The sequence below is a fragment of the Streptomyces sp. NPDC059668 genome (assembly GCF_042734135.1).
Lineage (GTDB): Bacteria > Actinomycetota > Actinomycetes > Streptomycetales > Streptomycetaceae > Streptomyces.
The window spans coordinates 1-19,338 of sequence record NZ_JBHWEL010000073.1 but is presented as its reverse complement, the minus strand read 5'-3'; the positions used below and the strand labels follow the sequence as shown (position 1 = coordinate 19,338).

General features: G+C 68.9%; 14 protein-coding genes and 1 pseudogene. 8 read left to right on the top strand and 7 right to left on the bottom strand.

The genetic code is table 11. The features are described 5' to 3' along the window. Positions 1 to 206: 206 nt before the first annotated feature. From ACFV2J_RS34735 to ACFV2J_RS34715, 5 genes are all read right to left on the bottom strand, one after another. A complete protein-coding gene (locus ACFV2J_RS34735; protein WP_385086357.1) occupies positions 207 to 578 on the bottom strand; it encodes an ASCH domain-containing protein in 372 nt (123 codons plus the stop codon). Continuing rightward, positions 575 to 1,687 carry a hypothetical protein gene (locus ACFV2J_RS34730; RefSeq protein ID WP_385086354.1) on the bottom strand — a complete coding sequence of 371 codons (1,113 nt, stop codon included), beginning with the start codon at positions 1,685 to 1,687 and terminating at the stop codon, positions 575 to 577. The genes ACFV2J_RS34735 and ACFV2J_RS34730 overlap by 4 nt, the downstream gene beginning before the upstream one ends. Positions 1,688 to 1,927: 240 nt before the next feature. Next, positions 1,928 to 2,413, bottom strand: a complete 486-nt coding sequence (locus ACFV2J_RS34725; protein ID WP_385442413.1) for a DUF6415 family natural product biosynthesis protein — start codon at positions 2,411 to 2,413, stop codon at positions 1,928 to 1,930. Next, a complete protein-coding gene (locus ACFV2J_RS34720) occupies positions 2,410 to 2,622 on the bottom strand; it encodes a hypothetical protein (protein ID WP_385086348.1) in 213 nt (70 codons plus the stop codon). The genes ACFV2J_RS34725 and ACFV2J_RS34720 overlap by 4 nt, the downstream gene beginning before the upstream one ends. Before the next feature lie 230 nt (positions 2,623 to 2,852). Continuing rightward, complete coding sequence (locus ACFV2J_RS34715) at positions 2,853 to 4,037, bottom strand: helix-turn-helix domain-containing protein (RefSeq protein WP_385086345.1); 1,185 nt, start codon at positions 4,035 to 4,037, stop codon at positions 2,853 to 2,855. Positions 4,038 to 4,155: 118 nt separating this feature from the next. Between ACFV2J_RS34715 and ACFV2J_RS34710 the strand changes: the two genes are divergently transcribed. Together ACFV2J_RS34710 and ACFV2J_RS34705 are read left to right on the top strand one after the other, a co-directional pair. Then, on the top strand, positions 4,156 to 4,704 hold the full coding sequence (locus ACFV2J_RS34710) for a flavoprotein (RefSeq protein ID WP_385086342.1): 549 nt from the start codon (positions 4,156 to 4,158) through the stop codon (positions 4,702 to 4,704). A 134-nt stretch (positions 4,705 to 4,838) separates the two neighbouring features. Then, a pseudogene (locus tag ACFV2J_RS34705) lies at positions 4,839 to 6,110 on the top strand (coenzyme F420-0:L-glutamate ligase); the annotation flags it as partial. A 298-nt stretch (positions 6,111 to 6,408) separates the two neighbouring features. Here the strand turns inward: ACFV2J_RS34705 and ACFV2J_RS34700 are convergent. Next, positions 6,409 to 6,804 carry a hypothetical protein gene (locus ACFV2J_RS34700; protein ID WP_385442408.1) on the bottom strand — a complete coding sequence of 132 codons (396 nt, stop codon included), beginning with the start codon at positions 6,802 to 6,804 and terminating at the stop codon, positions 6,409 to 6,411. Positions 6,805 to 7,552: 748 nt separating this feature from the next. Here ACFV2J_RS34700 and ACFV2J_RS34695 point away from each other — a divergent pair. Beyond that, positions 7,553 to 8,251 (top strand): hypothetical protein, encoded by a 699-nt coding sequence (locus ACFV2J_RS34695; RefSeq protein ID WP_385095053.1) that lies wholly within the window; start codon positions 7,553 to 7,555, stop codon positions 8,249 to 8,251. Positions 8,252 to 8,531: 280 nt separating this feature from the next. On the opposite strand, the gene ACFV2J_RS34690 is transcribed toward ACFV2J_RS34695, so the two are convergent. Further along, entirely contained in the window at positions 8,532 to 8,978 is a 447-nt protein-coding gene (locus tag ACFV2J_RS34690; RefSeq protein WP_385095056.1) for an SRPBCC family protein, read from the bottom strand. Positions 8,979 to 11,199: 2,221 nt separating this feature from the next. Between ACFV2J_RS34690 and ACFV2J_RS34685 the strand changes: the two genes are divergently transcribed. The 5 genes from ACFV2J_RS34685 to ACFV2J_RS34665 all read left to right on the top strand — a co-directional run bounded on the left by ACFV2J_RS34685 (position 11,200) and on the right by ACFV2J_RS34665 (position 19,255). Further along, on the top strand, positions 11,200 to 12,126 hold the full coding sequence (locus ACFV2J_RS34685) for a conjugal transfer protein (protein ID WP_385095060.1): 927 nt from the start codon (positions 11,200 to 11,202) through the stop codon (positions 12,124 to 12,126). After that, positions 12,123 to 12,458 (top strand): hypothetical protein, encoded by a 336-nt coding sequence (locus ACFV2J_RS34680; RefSeq protein WP_385442403.1) that lies wholly within the window; start codon positions 12,123 to 12,125, stop codon positions 12,456 to 12,458. The genes ACFV2J_RS34685 and ACFV2J_RS34680 overlap by 4 nt, the downstream gene beginning before the upstream one ends. A gap of 272 nt (positions 12,459 to 12,730) precedes the next feature. Further along, positions 12,731 to 15,397: an ATP-binding protein gene (locus ACFV2J_RS34675; protein WP_385093068.1), complete on the top strand. Its 2,667-nt coding sequence runs from the start codon at positions 12,731 to 12,733 to the stop codon at positions 15,395 to 15,397. Between the two features lies 1 nt (position 15,398). Next, positions 15,399 to 18,110, top strand: a complete 2,712-nt coding sequence (locus ACFV2J_RS34670; RefSeq protein ID WP_385093071.1) for a hypothetical protein — start codon at positions 15,399 to 15,401, stop codon at positions 18,108 to 18,110. Positions 18,111 to 18,145: 35 nt separating this feature from the next. Then, the gene (locus ACFV2J_RS34665; RefSeq protein WP_385093073.1) at positions 18,146 to 19,255 is read left to right on the top strand and encodes a C40 family peptidase; all 1,110 of its coding nucleotides are present in this window, start codon (positions 18,146 to 18,148) and stop codon (positions 19,253 to 19,255) included. Positions 19,256 to 19,338 lie beyond the last annotated feature (83 nt).

Sequence of the window (19,338 nt, the reverse complement as noted above, 5' to 3'; positions counted from 1 at the left end):
TGTGTCGGCCCGCACGCGCCGCCAGCCTCCTGAGCACATTCTGACCTTGCTCTTCGTGGTCGAGAAGAGCTAGCGGAAGGACTCGGCAGCAAGACCGGCCGCGCTGCCCCGCTTGCATGTCGTTCCAGAGTTCCGTGCTGTTGTCGCGGAGGGCCGCCGCTGCCCGATGGAGAAGAAGGCGACAGAGGGTGTGGTTCCCGAGACCTTCAGCCGTCCGATGCCCCGCCGCCGATCAGTGCCACTTCGATCGCGAGGGCGCCGAGCTGTTCCTTCTCCGGCGGGTAGATCGCCCGGATGTTCGCGAGCTGCTGCTCGCGCGAGCTCATCGGGTTTACGTTGGCCGGCCCCTCGCCATCGAGGAGCTCCTCGAAGCTGTCGTAGGCAGCGACCCGCAGAACCCGCACGTCGCACGTCTCCTCGGTCCCCTTAATCCGGAAGCGGATCCGGTCCCCTGCGGCCATGTCCGCGAGGTGCGGATACCGCACCCGGACCTCGATCGTCTTGCGGCCGGTCACGACGAGATCGAAGTACCGGCGGTAGAGATTCAGCGCGTGCATACGGGTAGTCGTCTTACTCATGGTGCGGGAACACTCCTCGTGGATGCGGTCATCAGTCGCCCCAGCTCACCGGCCGAGTACGAGCGGAAGAAGTGGCGCGGGTCTGCGAGGAGCACCTCGGCCATGTCGAGGAGCCTGTCGACGTACTCCGGCAGCGTGCCCGGCCACATCCTGGTGTCGAGCATCCACGGGGCGGAGCCTTCCGGCAACGACGCCCGCCCTTCGCGGATGAGGCTCTTGCTCAGCTTGGCGCCAGTGTCCGTGACGACCTGCGGGCAGAACAGCCGCGTGGGGAGCTGGCTGCCGGCCAGGCCGATCGCGGTCAGGGCGTTGTCGACGAGCGTCGAGCCGAACACCCAGTCACCGCCCTTGACCATGACGGAGAGCCGACTTCGGTCGGCGCTCGCCGCAAGCTCCTTCACGAGGTTGCGGTACAGCGTCGCGAGGTCGAGGTAACCACCCCCCTCGGCGTCGATCCGGACCTCGTACGAGCCGTGCTGAAGGCAGACCGCTTGCACCACGGCGTGGTCCCGGCCCAAGAGAACCTCAGTGCGCTGGGCGTACTTCTCCGCCCAGCCGCAGGCCTCCTCTGGGCAGGGGATCCGGACGTGCGGCACGCCGTGCGCGGGGTCGAGCCACCAGCGGGCAGCGTCGATGCGGCCGTGCGCTCGTAACCAGGTGCGCCGGAAGTCCTCGCTCTGCTGCTGCTGGGAGTACATCTCGACGGAGTAGGGGATGGCCAGGCGGTCGGAGAGGCAGTCGAACAGCGGGCGGTAGAGGGTCTCGACCTGCGTGAACAGGGCGTCCTGGCCCAGAGCGTGGGCATACGAGCGCTGGTATCGGTGGCCCGACGCCGAGTCGATAACGACCTCGTGGGGGGCGTTGTCGAGAGCGCCGAAGGTGACCTCGACCGGAATCCTGAACCTGTCGCGAACGCGGGCGGCCGCGGCGAACGTGAGGCACTGAACGAGTGACGTCCCGAGGTGGGGGACTCCGTTGATCTGGGTGCCGACGACGAATGCGATGCGCGAGGGCTGAGCGGAGCGGATCCGTGGTGCGAGGACGTCCTCTGCGGCGCTGAGAGCGTTCGCGAGAACGGTGTTCGGTGAAACGGGATGTGGAGAAGGCATGTTGGCCTCCGAGTGGTGAAGTGGGTTGTGGTTCCCGTCTGGCGCAGGCTGTGAGCGAGCAGACCATCGGCGGCAGCCCGGACAAACGTAGGGAGACCTGTCCCGCCAGGCTCTTCCGAAGATCGCGACGCGACGGGATGCCCTGCCTGGCCGGATCTTCCGGAGCGCCGGGGTACGCCGTGCGGCCCTAACCCTCGACGGCCGTCGTAGGACCGCTGACACCGGGGCTGGGTGGCGACGTCAGTCGCGGGGACGCGGCGGCAGGCAAGCGGCATGCACCATGCTCTTCTCCTGGCCGCCCGCGCTGTCGGAGTCGTATGGGACGGGCTCGCCGTCGGGACCGATCGGACGGTCGCACTGCACGCACATGCGCACGCCGGTGAGGTTGTCGTAGTGGTCGCACAGGGCGAGCACCGACCGGCCCAGGCGTTGCGTGCGGCTGACCTCCCCGGCCAGGCCCGGCGCCTCGATCTCGTCAAGTCGGCGCCGGGCCTCACCGATCCCGGCCAGGGCACAGCGGGCGCCGATGTCGTCGCCCAGGTCGATCGCGAACTTCTCGACAACAGGAATCAGCTGCAGAAGCACACCGCGGTAGAGGAACGCGAGGAACTGAAGACGCTCGTACCGGGGCAGCACTGGCTCGGGACCGAGGATCTCCGGCGTGTACGCCCGCAGCATCGCGGTGTCGATGGGGCTTCGACTGACGGTCGCGCGGACCGCGGTCACCGCGGTGCCGCCACGCCGAGGTGCTTGTGCAGCGGGCACTGGCAGGGCGGGTAGGGGACCGAGCCGAACGGCAGCGTGTCGCAACAGTCCACGGAGCGGGTTCCGCTGTCGTCGGTGATACTGCCGTCCCTGGCGATCTTGTAGACGCGCAACGTCATCGTCCCCGGTCCGCGTTTTACCTCGTGCTCTCGGGCGGTACGGTTCCTCATGTCGACGCTCCCTCGCAGGTTTGAGCGTTGGCCACGCCCCCGGGACCGGTCGCACGGTCGCCGGGGTGCGTCATCTGGTGGCCGGTCGTGACGAGGAACGCTCTGCTCGGGGGCCGCTCGCTGAAGCTCGGTGATCCCCGCACGCTGTCCCCCGCGTCGTCATTGACCCGGCGTAGTAACAGCGTGACGGTTCGACAGATGAAGAACGCTCACAGATTTGTGAGCGTGGCTCACAGGCCGACCCAGGCGGCCATGTGGTTCAGGGTGTCCGGTGTCCGGCGCGACAGATGCACCAGGCCTGTAATCGTCTCGCGGGCGGCCGGGTGATATCGCGTCTGCTCCGGCGCCACGCTCCGGGCCTCCAACAGCGACTTCAGCGCGCCCCCGGCATGCCCCGTCTCCATCTCGGTGCGCGCGCGGTCGATCAGGAAGTGCGCACGGCGGGAGGTGGCCAACTGCGTCGGCAGCGTGATCTTCTTCGCCTGAGTGAGGGCGGCGTCATACTGGTTCATCTCGACAGCCGCGCTCATCTTGTGCAGGGCGACATTCGTCGGCCCGAAGGACAGCCAGTGGACGTCGGAGGCGTCACCGATACGCTTCGCAATCCGGCGGGCCTCGCCGATGTGGCGGGCGGCGCCGCGCGCATCCTTGGCCCGGGCGGCGATGACGGAGCCGCCCAGGTGGAGCTGCCCGGCGACCGCCAAGGCCTCGCGGGTCTCGTCGGCCTGGCCGAGGACGTTATGCCCGGAGGCGATCAGCCGCTGGCCGATCCGGTACTCGCCCTCGCGGAAGTACACCAACGCGCGCATGTACTGCCTCACGGCCGCGAGGCAGGGGTCGGACGCACGCTGCGCCGCCCAGTCCATCCGGTCGAGGGCGACCGCGCTCAGATCGTAGTAGCCGAGCTTGACGCTGATGTCGTGTGCCGTCCGGTACAAGGAGGCGAGGGCGCGCCAATGCTGCGTGGACGGCTTCGACCAGGCGGTGTGCGTCAGCTCGGCGATGAGCCCCGGCAGCATCTGGGCGGCCTTGCGCAGATGCGTGGCGCGGACCTCCTCGCACAACTGGTCCGCGGCCGCGACCAGGTCGGGCGCCGGCCGCACCGTGAGATCGGGGTTCGGTCCCAGGTCGTACAGGTCGAGGGACTCTCGGATCGGGCGCACCAGTTCGGCGAGCCTGTCGCGCTGTAATTCGGTCACATACGGCTGGCCGGTCAGCGCGGTCACGTCGCAGTCCAAGACTCGCGACACGGCCGCCACGAAGTCCGCGTTCGCAGGTCTGGCACCGCATTCGACCTGGTTGAGCAAGCTGTACGAATAGGGCAACCGATCGGCGAGCTGCTTCTGAGTGAGTCTGCGCAGTTTCCGCTGTTCCTTGATGCGCGCGCCCGTGTGGTTGTCGTCCAGCGTGGGCATACTGGTCTCCGTTCTAAGCAGGCACTTGGAACAGTACCCGCGCGTCTGCGCGCGGGCACCGCTTCCGCCCCCGACTCCACACGGATCGGGAACGGTTGCATGTGGTCGGATAGGCACCATGACTGCAACTCACCGAGTTCTGTACCTCTTCTGCTCCGCAGCACCACCCGTCTTCGACGTAACCGACGTCATCACCCACGCGCAGGAGCGTGGTTGGGACGTATGCCTCGGTCTCACACCGACGGCCGCCCGGTGGCTGGAGCCGCACCTCGCCGACCTTGGGCAGCTGACCGGTCGCCCGGTGCGCAGCGAGTACAAGATGCCTGGTGAGCCGGACGTGTGGCCGAAGGCGGACGTGATCGCCGTCGCCCCGGCGACCTTCAACACGGTGAACGCGTGGGCGCTCGGCCTGACCCGGGACTTCGTGGTGGGCGTCGTCGCCGAGGGCATCGGGAAAGGAATCCCAATCGTGGCGATGCCGTGCGTGAACGCCGCCTACGTGCAGCACTCGGTGTTCGAGCGGAGCATCGCCGAGCTCCGCGGCATGGGCGTGCGCGTCCTGTACGGCGAGGGTGGCTTCGTACCGAACCTGCCCGGCCAGGGCAAGCCGAAGGAGTACCCCTGGCACCTGGTGCTCGACGCCGCGGAGGATGTCGCCCGGCCGTGACAGGCCGGGACGCAGCGGCCACCCGCTACTCCCCTGTGGCGGGCGGCCCGTGTCTGTGCGTCAAGACATCAAGGCGGTTCCGGCACACCAACGGGTAAGCACAATGACCTCGGCATCTCTACCCATGACGGAGTATCACCGCATCCGCACTGAGCGACTACCAGGTTTTCGCGGTCGAGGGGCTGTCCGAAGTGACGACGGGCGACGACCTCGCCGACCTGCTGCTGGCCACCGGCGTGGGCCTTGCCGACGGCGACGTACTGCTGGTGGCCTCGAAGGTGATCAGCAAAGCCGAGGGCCGCATGATTCACGCCGCCGACCAGGAAGCGGCCATCGACGCGGAGACGGTCCGGGTCGTGGCCCGCCGGGGCGCGACCCGCATCGTGGAAAACCGGCAGGACCTCATCATGGCCGCCGCCGGCATGGACTCGTCCAACACCCCGCCCGGCACCGTTCTGCTGCTTCCCGAGAACCCCGACGCCTCCGCGCGTTCCCTGCGTGAGCGGCTCCAGCGGGCGACCGGCCTGCGGCTCGCGGTCGTCATCAACGACACTTTCGGACGGCCCTGGCGCACCGGACTGACCGATGTCGCCATCGGCGCTGCCGGGCTCCGGGTGCTGGAGGATCACCGGGGCCGTGTGGACGGATACGGCAACACGCTCGAGCTGACGGTGACCGCGACGGCCGACGAGCTGGCCGCGGCCGCGGACCTGGACAAGGGCAAGACCGGTGGAACCCCCGTCGCCGTCATCCGCGGACTGGACCGGCTGGTCACCGACGGCGACGGCGAGGGCGCCCGCTCCCTCGTACGACCGGCCGACGAGGACATGTTCCGACTGGGCACCTCGGAGGCGGTCCGTGAGGCGGTGACCCTGCGGCGCACCGTGCGCGAGTTCGCGGAGGAGCTCGTGGACACCAGGGCCGTCCGCAGAGCCGTCGCCGCGGCGGTCACCGCTCCCGCTCCCCACCAGACCACGCCCTGGTGGTTTGTCATAGTGAAGTCGCCACGGACACGGACACGGCTGCTGGACGCGACGCTCGCCGCCTGGCACCGGGACCTGGTCGACCTCGACGGCTGGGACGAGGCTCGCATCGCCCGGCGTATCCGGCGCGGCGACGTACTGCGGCACGCTCCGTACCTGGCGGTGCCCTGCCTGGTCATGAACGGCTCGCGCACCTATCCCGACGCGCGCCGTGCAGCGGCAGAACGAGAGATGTTCGTGGTCGCCATGGGTGCCGCGGTGCAGAACTTCCTCGTCGCCCTCGCCGGCGAGGGCCTGGGCTCCGCCTGGGTCTCCTCCACGATGTTCTGCCGCGACACCGTGCGTGAGGCGTTGGATCTGCCCTCGCCGTCGTCTCCCGGCGGCGCACCAGCACCCCGTCCCCGCGCACGCCCACCCACCGACGGACCGCCCAGCGCGTCGCACCCCCAACGGACAGGAGCGCGGCACGAGCAGGGGCCCCCAAGCAAGGAGCAGACCATGAACACCCCATCCCACACGGCACCGCAGCACACCGCGGGCCCGTACGGCATCTTCAGCCACGAACTGCGCTCCGAAGACTCGGCGCAGCAGGACGAGTTGCTCGACGCCGCAGCCGAACTGGAAGAATTCGGCTACCGCCCCAGCCTCATCGACGGCCTCATCGCCAAGACCGGCCTCGACTTCCGACCGCCGTAACCTCAGCCATCGAAGACCTTCTGGTCTAGGGGGCGCTAGGGGGCAGCAGGTGCGGGGCGCGGGCGCCGAGGATGCCGAAGACCTCGTCCTTCGCCGGGCCCCGCAGCTCCGCCATGAAGGCGGGGTCCACCCGGCCGGCCCTGGCCCAGATCCCGCCGAGGGACTCCGCACACAGTTGTGCCAGCACGCTCCTGAAGTCTTCAGCGCGAATGATCCGGGCCAGACTCGATTCGACGAACGGATTGGAGAGGAACTCCAGATCGCTCGCCGCGTCGTACTTTTCGTCCTCGCGCGCATCGGGGTTGTCAATGATGCCGACAAGCAGGACAGCCCGTTCGTCATCGGAGATCTCCGGCTCGGCCCACACCGGAGCACCCGGTGTGGACGCATTCACGGTGTCAGGTTGCTTCTTCTTGAACAATCCCTTTAACCCTCTCCTCATTCAGGCCAAATCCTCATCTGCAACAGACCTCGATCCCCTCACCGACGACACTGCCCACGACGATGGCGCTCACGGTCCCGACTGCCCCCGGCGTACGTGCCGACCTTCGCGCCGGTCTCGGCTCGGTAGCCCCGCGCCGACGAGGCTGCTCGTCAGGCTAGCGCCCGCGTGGACGACCGTCTGGAGCCACTCGGTGCGGCCGCCGCATCGTCGACGTCGTCGGCAATGGTCACACAGCTGCCGCCTTCGTAACCCCAACCGTTACAGATCCCTAGACGGATCGGTCAGACTGATCATTTCTGTCCCTGTGAACCTCGGGAAGGGCGCGGGCCTGGGGCAAGGCTTGATCGGATCAATCACGCTTCGGTGGCGGCACTCTGATGCCGTCCCGGTTGCCCGGTTACAGACGGGATGCAACACCCTGCCCTGGCATGTTGCAGCCCGTCAGTGGAGCCGACCACTCGATGAGCGCAGAAGCCAGAGGCAACTTCCGACTTCGCACTATCTGCGATACAGGAAGGTACCGGACGCCCCCTGAGATCAAGGAACCCACTGATCAGAGCCGATTCACAGGCCGAACTCTGATTGTGCTCCGGAGCTGTGTTGGTTGCCGAACCCGTCGAGCACTGTGCCCCAGCGTGGGCCGAGCGCCTTCGTTCGTCAGCATCGGCAAGCGTGAGCACCGGAGTTGCCATGCCCCCTCCTTCCCGCGGGGCAGGATGGGGTCATGGAGCCCACCGACTTGTCTCGCCTGCAGTTGCCGCGCGCGTGCCGTGAGGCTCTTGCCAAGCGGCGGTCGGAGCGGATCAACGGTCACACCATCCCCATAGCCACCGACTGGTGGAACACCGAGATAGCCGCCGCTCGCCTGCCCGGTGCGCCCATGACCGGACCGGATGTCACGCAGCTCAGTCGCGGCGACTTGTTCACGGATGCAGCCAACCTTGATGCGGGCTCCGACGAGGAGCTGTTGCGATTCCTGTGGCGAGTGCTCGCCTGGGGCAGCGGCATGAAACTCCGCCTCAACCGCAAGCGCATCCAAGCTGTGGCGGATAACCTGTCCGCAGCCGTGGCGGCTCTGCGCCAGGCTCTACAGACGGCCCGCGTGGATCCGGCGCAGGCGTACGAAGCTCTGCGCCCAGGAGACCGCAACGCCATCGCGTATCTGGGCCCGGCGTTCTCGACCAAGGTCCTTTATTTCGCCGGCAGCGGAGCTCTCGATCACCCGTGCGTGATCCTCGACTCCCAGGTGGCCGCCACACTCAGGGACACCTGTAAGTGGGACTCGCTCGGTAAGGACGGATGGCCCACCAGCACCTACGCCCGGTACTGCGCGCTCCTGGATCGCTGGGCCCGCGAGGAGAGCAGGCGGCTCGGGCGCCGCATCGGCATTGACGAGATCGAACACTGGCTGTTCAGACCCTGATCCGCGAACCGAGCTGTCGGCTTCCGTCTTCCCTGCAGGTCTACTCACGGTCGCCTCATCCCACCTGGGGAGGAGTGACGCGGTCGCACCAGGCGCGTGTCCAACTGCGTAAAATCGCTGGCGCACACCGGCCGTACCCGCGCGGGCGCGTACGAACCATCAGCGCTGGTGATAGGCATACCAACCCTAGGCCAGCAGCCTGCCCAAGTTGCTTCGAGACGAAGCGGTCGCCCCGTAGGGCGGGCGCATGGGACACCACACTCAGGGTTTCGCCCCTGTCTCAGGAGTTACGGCTCACGATTGAGTTGGCGTACGACGCGAGATCGTGCACCCAAACTTGCAGGCGCCGCCTCCTGAGCGTGTCCAAGAGAGGAAGGGAGTGCCGGTAGGTCGCTGACCAGGTGATGTCAGTGCCGCCTTCGGGAGCTCGGACCAGATCCACAGACCCTCGATGAGATGTGCACAGCCCTGCGGCCTGTTCGTAGCTGAACCGCTGGTCGGGAACCATCTCGACGACGCGCTCGCTGCCGCACACACGTCCAGTGCGGGAGCGGATAGTACGCAGGTCATCCACGCGTGCCGGCCGGTCGACTCCCGCAGGCACATCCCACTCAACGTCGGCGTAGGCGGACCACGACGGCCAGGATTCCGCATCCAGGAGTGCCGCGTAGACGAGGGTGGCAGACGCCGATGAGTGCGCAGAAGCGGTAACAGTGAGGGACGACACCCCAACAAGGTTAGACCGCGTCTCAGCGTGATCGTGTTACTAGCTCTCAAGGGCAGTCTGCCAGTGAGCGTGGAGGTACTGAGATGAGTGCTTTCGGCAACGTAGTCGGGTGATCCGAATGAACGGTTCGGAGGTGTTCGCGGATCGTGTCCTCGATCCGCTGCCGCGCCTCGGTGCGCGGTGATCCTGTCCCCGCTGCCGGACAGCCTCGTCGTAGAAGTCGCCGTGCGGGTTGAAGACGTGCAGCGCGACCCAAGGGGCGGACGGCCGTCCGGCCAGGAGGGCGGACGTGGCGTCCGCCCCAGGCTGCCCGCACCAGCAGCCGTTACGAGTAAGCGACCGCATACACGCTCCTGCGGATCTCCTTCTGCCTGACGTTCCTGGCCTCATTCGATCGGCTGCAGGAGCGGGTACGCAGCGAGCGCTGCCCCCGAACCGCCATGGGCACCGGCACAGCGGCAGAGCTGCCCGGTGCTCTACAGACGGCGCCGGCCGTCCCCGTGGTCACTGCTCGACCGTGCCCGCCCCGCCCGGCCCCCGCCAACCGGCTTGGGAACAGTGGCTCCACCGGGGATGCCAGCATCCCCACCACGAGCAGAAGACTGGGGCGAGCTGCACGGCTGCCAGCTGGGCTTCCGCCCTCGCGCAAGAGATGGCGCAAGAAGAGACGCAGGAGTAGCCGCAAGAGATGGTGCAAGACATGTCGTCGATGAGGGGTCGTCAATTCTGTCCGCCCTGTGGAAGTCGGTGTGGCTGTTACTCAGGGACGAGGGATCATCCCCGCGCCTACGCGGCCGGCCCTGCGGTCGCGGTGGGAGTCGTCAGGGTCGTGCGGATGATCGGGTCGCCCTTCAAAGCGGAGGTCAGGAGGCCGCCGCTAGACGACACCGGGCAGGCCGCAACCGAATGAAGCTCCTGACGCGCCCCAGCGAACTCGCTCTCGGCACGTTCAATCACCCGGCTACCAGGGGCCGGGGGTGGACCTCTCGGCTTGGTCCACGAGTCCGGGCATCAAGATCCCTCGGGCTATCAGCGCGGACGAGACGGAGCGGGTGTCCTGGGTCTAGATCAGGGCTGCGACGTCCCGCAGCAGGTCGTGTCCTGCCTCGCTTGCGCGCAGCAGCCCGTAGCGCTGTCGTGATGGATGAGCTGGTCTTGCAGGGTGGTGAGGAGTTGTGTGTACCGTCAGGCGGCCTCGCCCTGGCTGCCGCCGACGTGCGGGCGTTCGTCAGTCCAAGAGGCCTTCCAGGCGCTCGATAAGTAGGCGGACAAGAGGCATGGCGGGAAGGGCGACGGCGGGGCCGGCACGGATGGAGAGCGGGCCGACGAGCAGGCTGCCGATGACGGCGCAGACGGTGAGAAGCGGACGGATTTGGGCAGCGCCCGGCCCACGGTAATGCGCCGGCCCGGCCGTCCTGTCAGCCAATGAAGGATTGCGCGTTGGGCGCGGGGCGTGCCGGGGGCGATGACGCCGATTCGGTGAGAGGTTACGGGGAGGGGGCCGTCCCTGGGGACGGCCCAGGAGATCCAGCCCCAGCGCGTGCGTTCCCTCACGAGCACGGGTTGACAGTCGGCGGAGCATGCGGTGGTGAGCGAGTGCCCGGCTCGCAAGGCGTGGGGCGGCCTTCGTGTCCCACCGGTTTGGGGTGTGTGGGAGCGGGCGTTGGTCCTGATGCCTGTTGCGCATGTCGCCAACTCACTCGTCGGCCCCGACCAGCTCGGCGTCCGCCGGACCCCGCCACTGGTCACGGTCTGACATCAGACCCGGGTCGGTTCCGCGCTCGGGTCCGCGGTCGGGTCCGCGGTCGGCTCCATGGTCGGGCTCGTGGGGCCGACCACGGGTGCGCAGGATGCCATCACGCCATATTGCGCAATCCGATTGCGCATCGCGCCGGTGGTGCGCAATTACGGCAGCGCGCAGCTGCTGCGCATCGAGTGGACGCCTGTGCGCATGGGCTCGTCTCCTGAGTTGCGCAACGGCTGTGACGCCCAGGTCTGCGGCGGGCGGCATGGTGGCTCTTTCGTGCGTGTCGTGCGTGTCGTGCGTCGCTGCGGGCCTCCCCTGGCGCGGCGACATCCGTGGTGGGGCTTGTGGTCGGGCCGACCGCGGGGTTTGTGGCCTCTTCGTGACTGTGGTGGGGGTCGGGTGGTTGGTGGTCGGGTTGGGGTCTGTGGGTTTGCTCTGGGTCATCAACAGTCGTTCTGACCTGGGAGTTTGAGCATGCCACCTGACAAGCTGGTATCCGAGAGCGCAGCTGCTCCTGTGGCGGCGGGCGCGGCGCTGGAGAGGATGCGGCGTCGCGTACGGCTTACACGTCTGGTGGCCTGGACCGCTATCGCGGCCGGCCCGATCGCCTTGGGTCTGGCGATCGCTTCTGCTCCGACCACGGTGCAGGCAGCGGCGTCGAAGCCGGCTCTGGTGCGCACTCCTGTGCAGAGTGCCGACCCTGCCGGGTATGCGCAGTTGTTCCTCGGCGCCTGGTTGCGTAGCAGTGCGGACGACTCGACGAGTGCGCAGGCGCGGCTTGCGCAGTCGATGGCGCCGGATGTGGCGTTGCCCGACCTGGCCGAGGGTGCGCAGTCGCGGCCGGATTCGGTGACGGCGGTGCGCAGTGCGCACGGCAAGGGTGGTGCGTGGTCGGTGACGGTGGCTGCGCAGTACGCCGATGGCCGGCTGCGTACCTATGCCGTGCCGGTGGTCGCTGACCGCACGGGTGGTTCGTTCACGGTGACCGGTGCTCCTGGTGTGGTGGCCGTACCGGGGCGCGCTGATGTGCCGGTGTCGTCGTACCGGGTGAGCGTCCCTGATGGTGATCTGTCGTCTTCGGTGGGCGAGTTCCTGTCGGCGTATCTGGCCGGTGCGGGGGAGGTGGGCCGCTACCTCGCGCCTGGTGTGGCGCTGTCGCCGGTGACGCCGGCCCCGTATTTGAGGGCGGCTGTGCAGCGGGTGCGGGCGGTCGAGGGGGTCGCAGCCGTCGGGGAGGTGGGTGCCGATGGTTCGGCTGTGCATGTTCTTGCCCAGGTCGAGGCCCGTGACGAGGACGGCCGGTGGCCGCTGGCCTACGAGCTTGCGCTCACCGCCCGGTCGGGCCGGTGGGAGGTCACCGGGCTGGGGCCGGGGACCGACCAGGATGGAGGCCGGTCATGACGCCGGTGCACGATCTGATGCTGGCCGGGCAGCTCAACGACCTGGGTGACAGCTGGATCTCCATGTTCAAGGAGTGGGCGGATAGGGGCATGCAGGTCGGGTTGGTCTGCATTGTGGTGGTCGTCATGGTTCAGCGGTTCAGCATCAAGGCCGGTATCGCGGCTCTGCTGGCCTTGGTGGTCGCTCTGGGTCTGTACAACTCCCGCGAGGACTTGGCGAAGATGTTCGAGGACGAGGTGAGCCATCCGTCCCGGGGCGCGCCGGCCTCGCCGGGCCGCGCGCCGTTTCCGGCGACGGGTGAGGTCGTCGCCGGTGCGGAGGTTGGGCTGTGAGCGCCGGCGCGGCCGCGGGTCGGTCGGGCCGGTTCTACACGGCTGCGCGCCGTCACCCGTGGGTGCTGGGCAAGGTCGCCGACTGGAAGATCCCTCTGGGGCCGTACACGCCCGCGCAGATCACGGTCGCGGTCGGCGGGGGCTTCGTTTTGTTCAAGTCGATCGCGGTGTGGTCGTGGATGGGTCCGGTGCCGGTCGTCGTGTGGGTGCTGGCGATCTGGGCGGTGCGTCGGCCGAAGGTTCGCGCTCGCCGAGCAGGCCGGGGGTGCACGGTGAGAGTGCCGATCCGTCACATCGCCGGCCACCTGGTCTGGTCGGCCCAGGGCAGTGTCTGGGCTGTGTACCGGCTGCACCCGGGCCCCGACGGGCAGGGGTGCCGTGAGGAGAGTGTCCAGGGCAGCTATGTGTCCGGGGCGGTCCGTGACGAGCAGCTCGGGAAGATTACCCACCTGGTGCGTTCCCTGTCCGGGGCGCCGCGCCTGTTCGGGTTGTGTGCGCAGGTCGATGCGGGTGAGGTTGCCCTGCGCATGATCGAGGGCATTGCACCTGCCGGGGCCGTGCAGGGCGACGGTCCGCATCCGTGGGTGGAGAACGTTGAAGCTGCTCTGGACCTGCTCGGCGAGCAGGAGATGCATCACCGGACCTTGTGGCTGGCCGTGCCGCTCCCGACCGGGTCGGCCGGCCTGTCGGTGTCGGCGTCCATGGGTGCGCTGTGGGCGGAGTTGTCCCTCATGCTGGGGGTGCGGCCCGTTGCGGTGGCGAGGCGCGAGGTGATCGCTTACCGCGAGCAGGCGTCCCGGGTGGAGGCCGCGCTCGCCGGCGGTATCGCGTTCCGGCGGGCTCGTCCCGCAGAGATCGTGTGGATGCTTCAGCACGCGGTTCACCGTGGGCTGCCGGAGCCGCTGCTCACGCAGGCTGAGACGAGTTCGCTGTTCGGCGGTCAGGTCCGTGGCGGTGTCCTGCGCTCCCCCAGCTACGCGGACCTCGGGCAGGTGCGGCTGCAGGAAGGCGGCGTCGATCCGGCGGTCGACGACGTCGAGGACCTGACGGGCGTGGGGCGGATCTCGCGGTCGGGTCGGGGCGCGTGGTGGCGGCTGAACACCGGCTCGCCGCTGCGGCGGCGCTGGCTTCAGGTCGAGTCCGAGGTGGGCTGCGGCTACCAGGCGCAGTTGGCGCTGGCGGAATGCCCTCCCGTCATCGGCCAGGATTCAGCGGATCTGTTCGCGCAGCTGGAGATGCTCGACTTTCCCGTCGACTACACCGTCGACCTCACGCTGGTGGGGGCGGAGAAGGCGCGGGATCAGGTGCGGCGTAAGAAGAACGAACTCATCGATCAAGCCGCCCAGTACGATGCACGGCCCACCGGCATGCCTTCTTCTTTGGCCGATGCCGCCCGTGATCTGGGTGAACTGGATGCCCGGCTGTCGCGGACGTCGGTCGAGGTCGAGGTGCAGTCCGTGACCGTGCTGACCGTGTGGGGGCCGACGGCGGCCGTCTGTGATGCTCGGGCCCGTGCGCTGGCGGCGCTGCTCGGCGGCGCGGACTACCGCGCGGTGCGGCCGGCCGGCCTGCAGGAGGCACTGTTCGCGCTGGGTCTGCCCGGTACGGTGCGGCCGCGTGTGGTGCGGGAGTTCACTCAGCACCAGGTCAGCGAGGACTGGGCGTTGGGGGGTGCCTTCACCACGGCGGAGGTCGGTGACCCGAACGGCATGTTCCTGGGCATCGATTTGGACTGCGGCACGACCCGTCCCGTCATGATCAATGTGGCGGATGCGCCGAAGCAGGACGCGTCCGCGTCCATGGGTGTCGTCGGTGATCTCGGCGCGGGCAAGAGTGTCCTGCAGAAGCTGATCGCGGAGTCGGTGTGGGCGCGGGGTGGCTGCGCGATCTGCATCGACCGCACGCCCGTCCGTGAATGGGCGGCTTTCGCCCGCAGTGCGGCCAACGGACGCGTCCAGATCATCGACGCCGCCCAGGCTGAAGTCTCCATCGACCCGCTGCGGATGTTCGCGGGCCCTGAGGGCCGCCACTACGCCCTGTCCTATCTCACCCTGCAGCTCGGTATCGGGCCGATGAGCACCAGTGGGGAGGTCCTGCACCACGCCGTGGAGCAGGCCGCCGTAAGCGACGCGCCCTCTATGCACCGTGTCCTGGAGGTGCTCGAGACCATGGCCGCGCGTGAGGCGGGAAGACGGCAGGATGCGGCTGCCACCCTGGCCGGCCTCATCCGCGTGGTGGCGACCAACTCCCTGGCCAGGATGGTGTTCGATCCGAGCTTGCCGCCGGTGCGACTGGATGCCTCCAGTGCCTCCGACATGATCGTCATCACGACGGCGGGGCTGACGCTGCCGCCCAAGGCCGCTTTCGACAAGCCCGAAGTGCTGCATCAGCAGCCACTGGAGGCTTTGATCGGTCGCGCGGTGCTGTATCTGATCGCGGCGATCGCCCGTCAGACCGCGTTCGAGGACCCTGGCCGGTTCACCGCCGTGGTCCTGGACGAGCTGTACTGGCTGACCTCGTCCGCCGAGGGCACCGCGCTGGTCCACGAGATCCTCCACGACGGCCGCAAGCACGGCGCGGGCCTGCTCGCCGGATCCCACGATGCCAAGGAGCTCGGACCCGACCGTGGCCTCATGGCCTACCGGGCACTGGCCCGCACTGCGGACCGTGAACGCGCCCGCCGGGGACTGGAGTTCGTGGGCCTGGACCCGGACGACACGGAGCTGCTGCGGCTGGTGACCACCGGACTCTCCCCCGTCGGGCAGCGCGGCCGGGAGGGCGAGTTCCTGCTGACCTGTCCTCGGCAGAACACGGGCCGGGTCAAGGCCGTCATCCCCCGCATCGACCGCATCACCGCGTCCATCACCACCACGCCGGGGCGCCCGGGCGTGGCACCGTCGACGGACGCTGCGGCGGCCTCCGGTCAGGGACGGCGCTGACATGCTGCGTCCCGACCGCGGCGCCCTGCGCTCCGCGGGATTCGTCGTGCTGCTCAGCATCGTGTTCGTCGTGGTGAACAGCCAGGTCGTGTACGCGGCGAGCAGTAGCGGTGGTGAGAGCGGTGACCTGCTGGCCCCGTTGAACATCGCCTCCTCCGAGGGGGTGCCGATCAACGGGTATGAGCTGAACGCTTCGGGCGGGTCCATCGTGGCGTTCAAGTCACAGGCGCTGGCCTTCGCCCTGTCGGGGCTGTTCACGCTGATTCGGCTGCTGGTCGGGCTGGCCGGGTGGGCCGTCGAGTTGGCTTTCCGGTTTCCGCTGCTGAAGATCTTGACCCGTCCCGCGCAGAAGGTCGCGGACACCTACAACGCGGTGGTCGTCGACACGCTCGGCTTGAAGGGGCTGGTGCTGGCGTGGGCGTTCGTGTTCGCCGGTTTCATGATCGTGCGGGGAAAGGTCGGCCGGGGGCTGGGCGAGATCCTTCTGACGCTGCTGATCGCGGCGTTCGCGGCCTCGACGTTTGTGCGCCCTGACTACCTGCTCGCGCAGGACGGGCCGCTCGGGCAGGGCCAGCAGGTGGCTGCGCAGGTCGCGCAGCGATCCGTCAATTCCTACGACTGGGGCGGCAAGCTTGCCGGCCGCGGCCCGTGCGACGGCATGGCCGGCAACGCGGAGATCACGTGCTTGAAGCATGAGGGCGAAGGACCGGTGTCGGCTGGAGAGGTGGCCCGTCCGATCCAGGACTCGATCTCGAACGCGCTGATCGTCAAGCCGTACATGCTGCTGCAGTACGGGCGGATCCTCGATCCGGCGAAGGCATCCGATCGCAGGGCCTACGCCGTCCATCTGAAGTGGATCACTGGCGGCTACAAGGCCGGTGCGGTCCAGGACGGCAAGGACGATCCGTGCGGGCTCCTCAAGGGCCCGGCGAAGAAGTGGTGCCAGCGCGAGCACGCAGGGCAGTCCGCGAGCGATTCACTTCCCGAGTTCACCCCGGGCGGGCAGCTCCTGGACACCGCCTCGCCCGTGGTCAGTGAGGAGGACCAGGAGTTCGCCGCGTTCCTCGCCGACCTGAAGAAGGCCGGCCCGGTGGGAAAGTCCTGCGCCGGCTACGCACAAAAGCCCACCTGGTGGCGGGTCTGTGGCGCAGCCCTGCTCCTGGTCGCCGCGCTGTTCATCTGCGGCATGCTGCTCTCCTCCGCGATCGTGATGCTGGCAACACAGGCCGCGTGCGCGGCGGCCGCGGCCGTCGGAGGCGTGACGTTCGTCGCCGGCATGCTGCCGGGCCCGGCGCGCCAGTCGGTGTGGAAGTGGCTGTCCCTGTGGGGCATCAGTGTCCTCGCCATGGTCGGAGTGTGCGCGTTCGTGCCGTTCTTCGGGATCGCTGTGGACGCCACCATCACCGACGGGCCCGACCTGTTGGTGGAGCGGATTCTGCTGATCGACGTGCTGGCCATCGCCGGCGCGGCCGGCCACCGCAGGCTGCTGGCCGGCATCACGTCCTTCGGGCGGCGGATGGCGATGCGGATGCGCTACGCCAAGGTCGGTGGCACCCACATGCCCGGCGACACCTCGGAGCTGGGTGCCGCGCTCGCCATGCACGCGCAGCCAGGAGGCAGCAGCTACGGCGGTGGCCTGCGTTCTGTGACCGGTGGCGGAGGCGGACGGTTCGGGATGCTCGGTACCCGTCACCGGCTCATGGGCGCGCTGTCCTCGCTGCTCGACGGCACCGGCATGCCGGTGGACCCGGGCCGCATCCTTGGCGAGGCCACGGCCGAGGCCGGACGCGGTCTCGCGCCTCTCACCGCGGCGGCAGCCGTGGGCGGTATGGGGGTGCGGGTGGGCGCCAGGAGCGCGCACTGGCTGCTGATCGGCCGCCGCCCGGACCGCGAGCAGCTCGCCAAGTGGCGCAAGCCCGCCGCAGGCGGTGACCCGGGCGAGGGTGGGCCGGACCTGTCGGGCGGTCGTCCCGGTGGCGTCGGGCCTCGCCGGCCCTCGGGCCCTGCGGACCGGTACCGCAATGACGGAGGGCAGGTCATCAACCGCAACTCCGGCAAGGTGCTGCACGACCAGGGCCGCGACCGCAGCCTGCTGGCGACTCGCGCCCACAACCGGCTGGTGCGCTTTCGCGGCTACCGCATCCTAAACCGGGGCGGGCGGGTCGCGTACGGGGCGACGGTGGGGCTGCCGGCCCATGTCCGTCGAGCCAGGGCGGGAAGGGCACAGTACGCGCACGACGCACGCCAGCAGGTACGGGTATGGGGCAACACCGTCCGCGAGGACGGCCGAGCCTGGGGCGACACAGGACGGCACGTCTCCCACATCCTGCGGGAGCGCACCGACGACAGCGGCGGAAGCGGTCCGTTCATCAGCCGCCGCCTGCCGACCACAGCATCACCGGCTACGACGAGCACCCCGGCGAGCCGCACAGTGACGAGCGCCGCTACCAGCGGACCCGACTCCCCGCGAGTACGCGATACGGCTGCAGCCGCTGTGGCATCTGCTCCGGTGCCGTCAGCGCAGCCGCCAGCGAGCAGCCGGCCACAAGGCTCAGCTCTTCCTGGGGTCGGCAGCGCGCGCAGCGCCACGCGCGAGGAGGCACGGATGCGGATGCAGGAGCTGATGCGGCGCACCGCGCCCGAGGCCGAACGGATTCGCCTGAAGCGGGAGCAGGAGCAGGCCCGTCGCCAGCCTAGGGACGGGGACGAGTGAGGCCGCCCGTGCGCCGGCTTCGCCAGTGGGGATGCGTGGTTGCACTGCTGATGTTCGCCGCCGTGTGCTGCGCCGCACCCGTCTCGAGCGCGATCGGCGCGGTCCTGGCACTGCAGAGCGCTGCCGGCGACGGCGGGATCGCTGAGGGCGGTACCTCCGCCGACATCCCGCCGCGCCTGTTCACCGCCTACAAGAGAGCGGTCCAGCAGGTCAGCAAGCACGTGCCGACGTGCCGCGGCATGCGCTGGCCGATCCTCGCCGGGATCGCGAAGGTCGAATCCAACCACGCCGTGGGCCGCAGCATCACCGCGGGCGGCAACATCCGACCGAAGATCTACGGAGTGCTCCTCAACGGCTCCGGGGCGGGCGGCAACACCACGGCCCTCCCCGACACCGACGACGGCCGCTGGGACGGCACCGCGACGGGCGAACGGGCGGTCGGCCCGTTCCAGTTCCTGCCCTCCACCTGGGAGGTGATCGGGAAGGACGCGAACGGGGATGGGAGAGCCGATCCGCACAACGCGGATGACGCCGCGCTCGGCGCCGCTGTCTACCTGTGCGGGAACGGCCGCGACCTGGCTCAGCGCTCCCAGCTGAAAGCCGCGATCTGGCAGTACAACCACTCGGACGCCTATGTGGCGAACGTGCTGGGCTGGATCGACCAGTACACGGCCGCCGCCAAAACCCCGGACCTGGGCCACGTCACCGGGAAAACCAAGGACGTCATCGACGCGGCGCTCTCCCAGCGCGGTGCTCCCTACTCGTGGGGCGGCGGCAACGCAGGCGGAGCGTCGTACGGGATCTGCTGCTCCCCCAGCGGGAAGAGCGGTGCCGCCATCAAAGGCTTCGACTGCTCCGGGTTGACCACCTACGCGTACGCGAGGGCCAGGATCCGGCTACCGCGCACCGCGGCCGCCCAGGCCGGTGTCGGTTCCCGCATTCCCGTAGGACTCGGCAAGGGCGCCCTCCGGCCCGGTGACCTCGTGTTCTACGCCTACGCGCCGGGCCGGGACTCGACGATCTACCACGTCGGGATCTACGTGGGCGGCGGTGTGATGGTCAACGCTCCTCGCCCCGGCGCAGTCGTACGCCTGGACGCCGTCGACGCCATGTCCGGCTATGCGGGAGGGGCCCGACTGCTATGACCAGCGCATCACCTCGCCTGCTTCTCCTCATCGCTGCACTGCTCGCGGCGACCGGCGGGTTCGTCCTGTCGATGCCCTCGGAC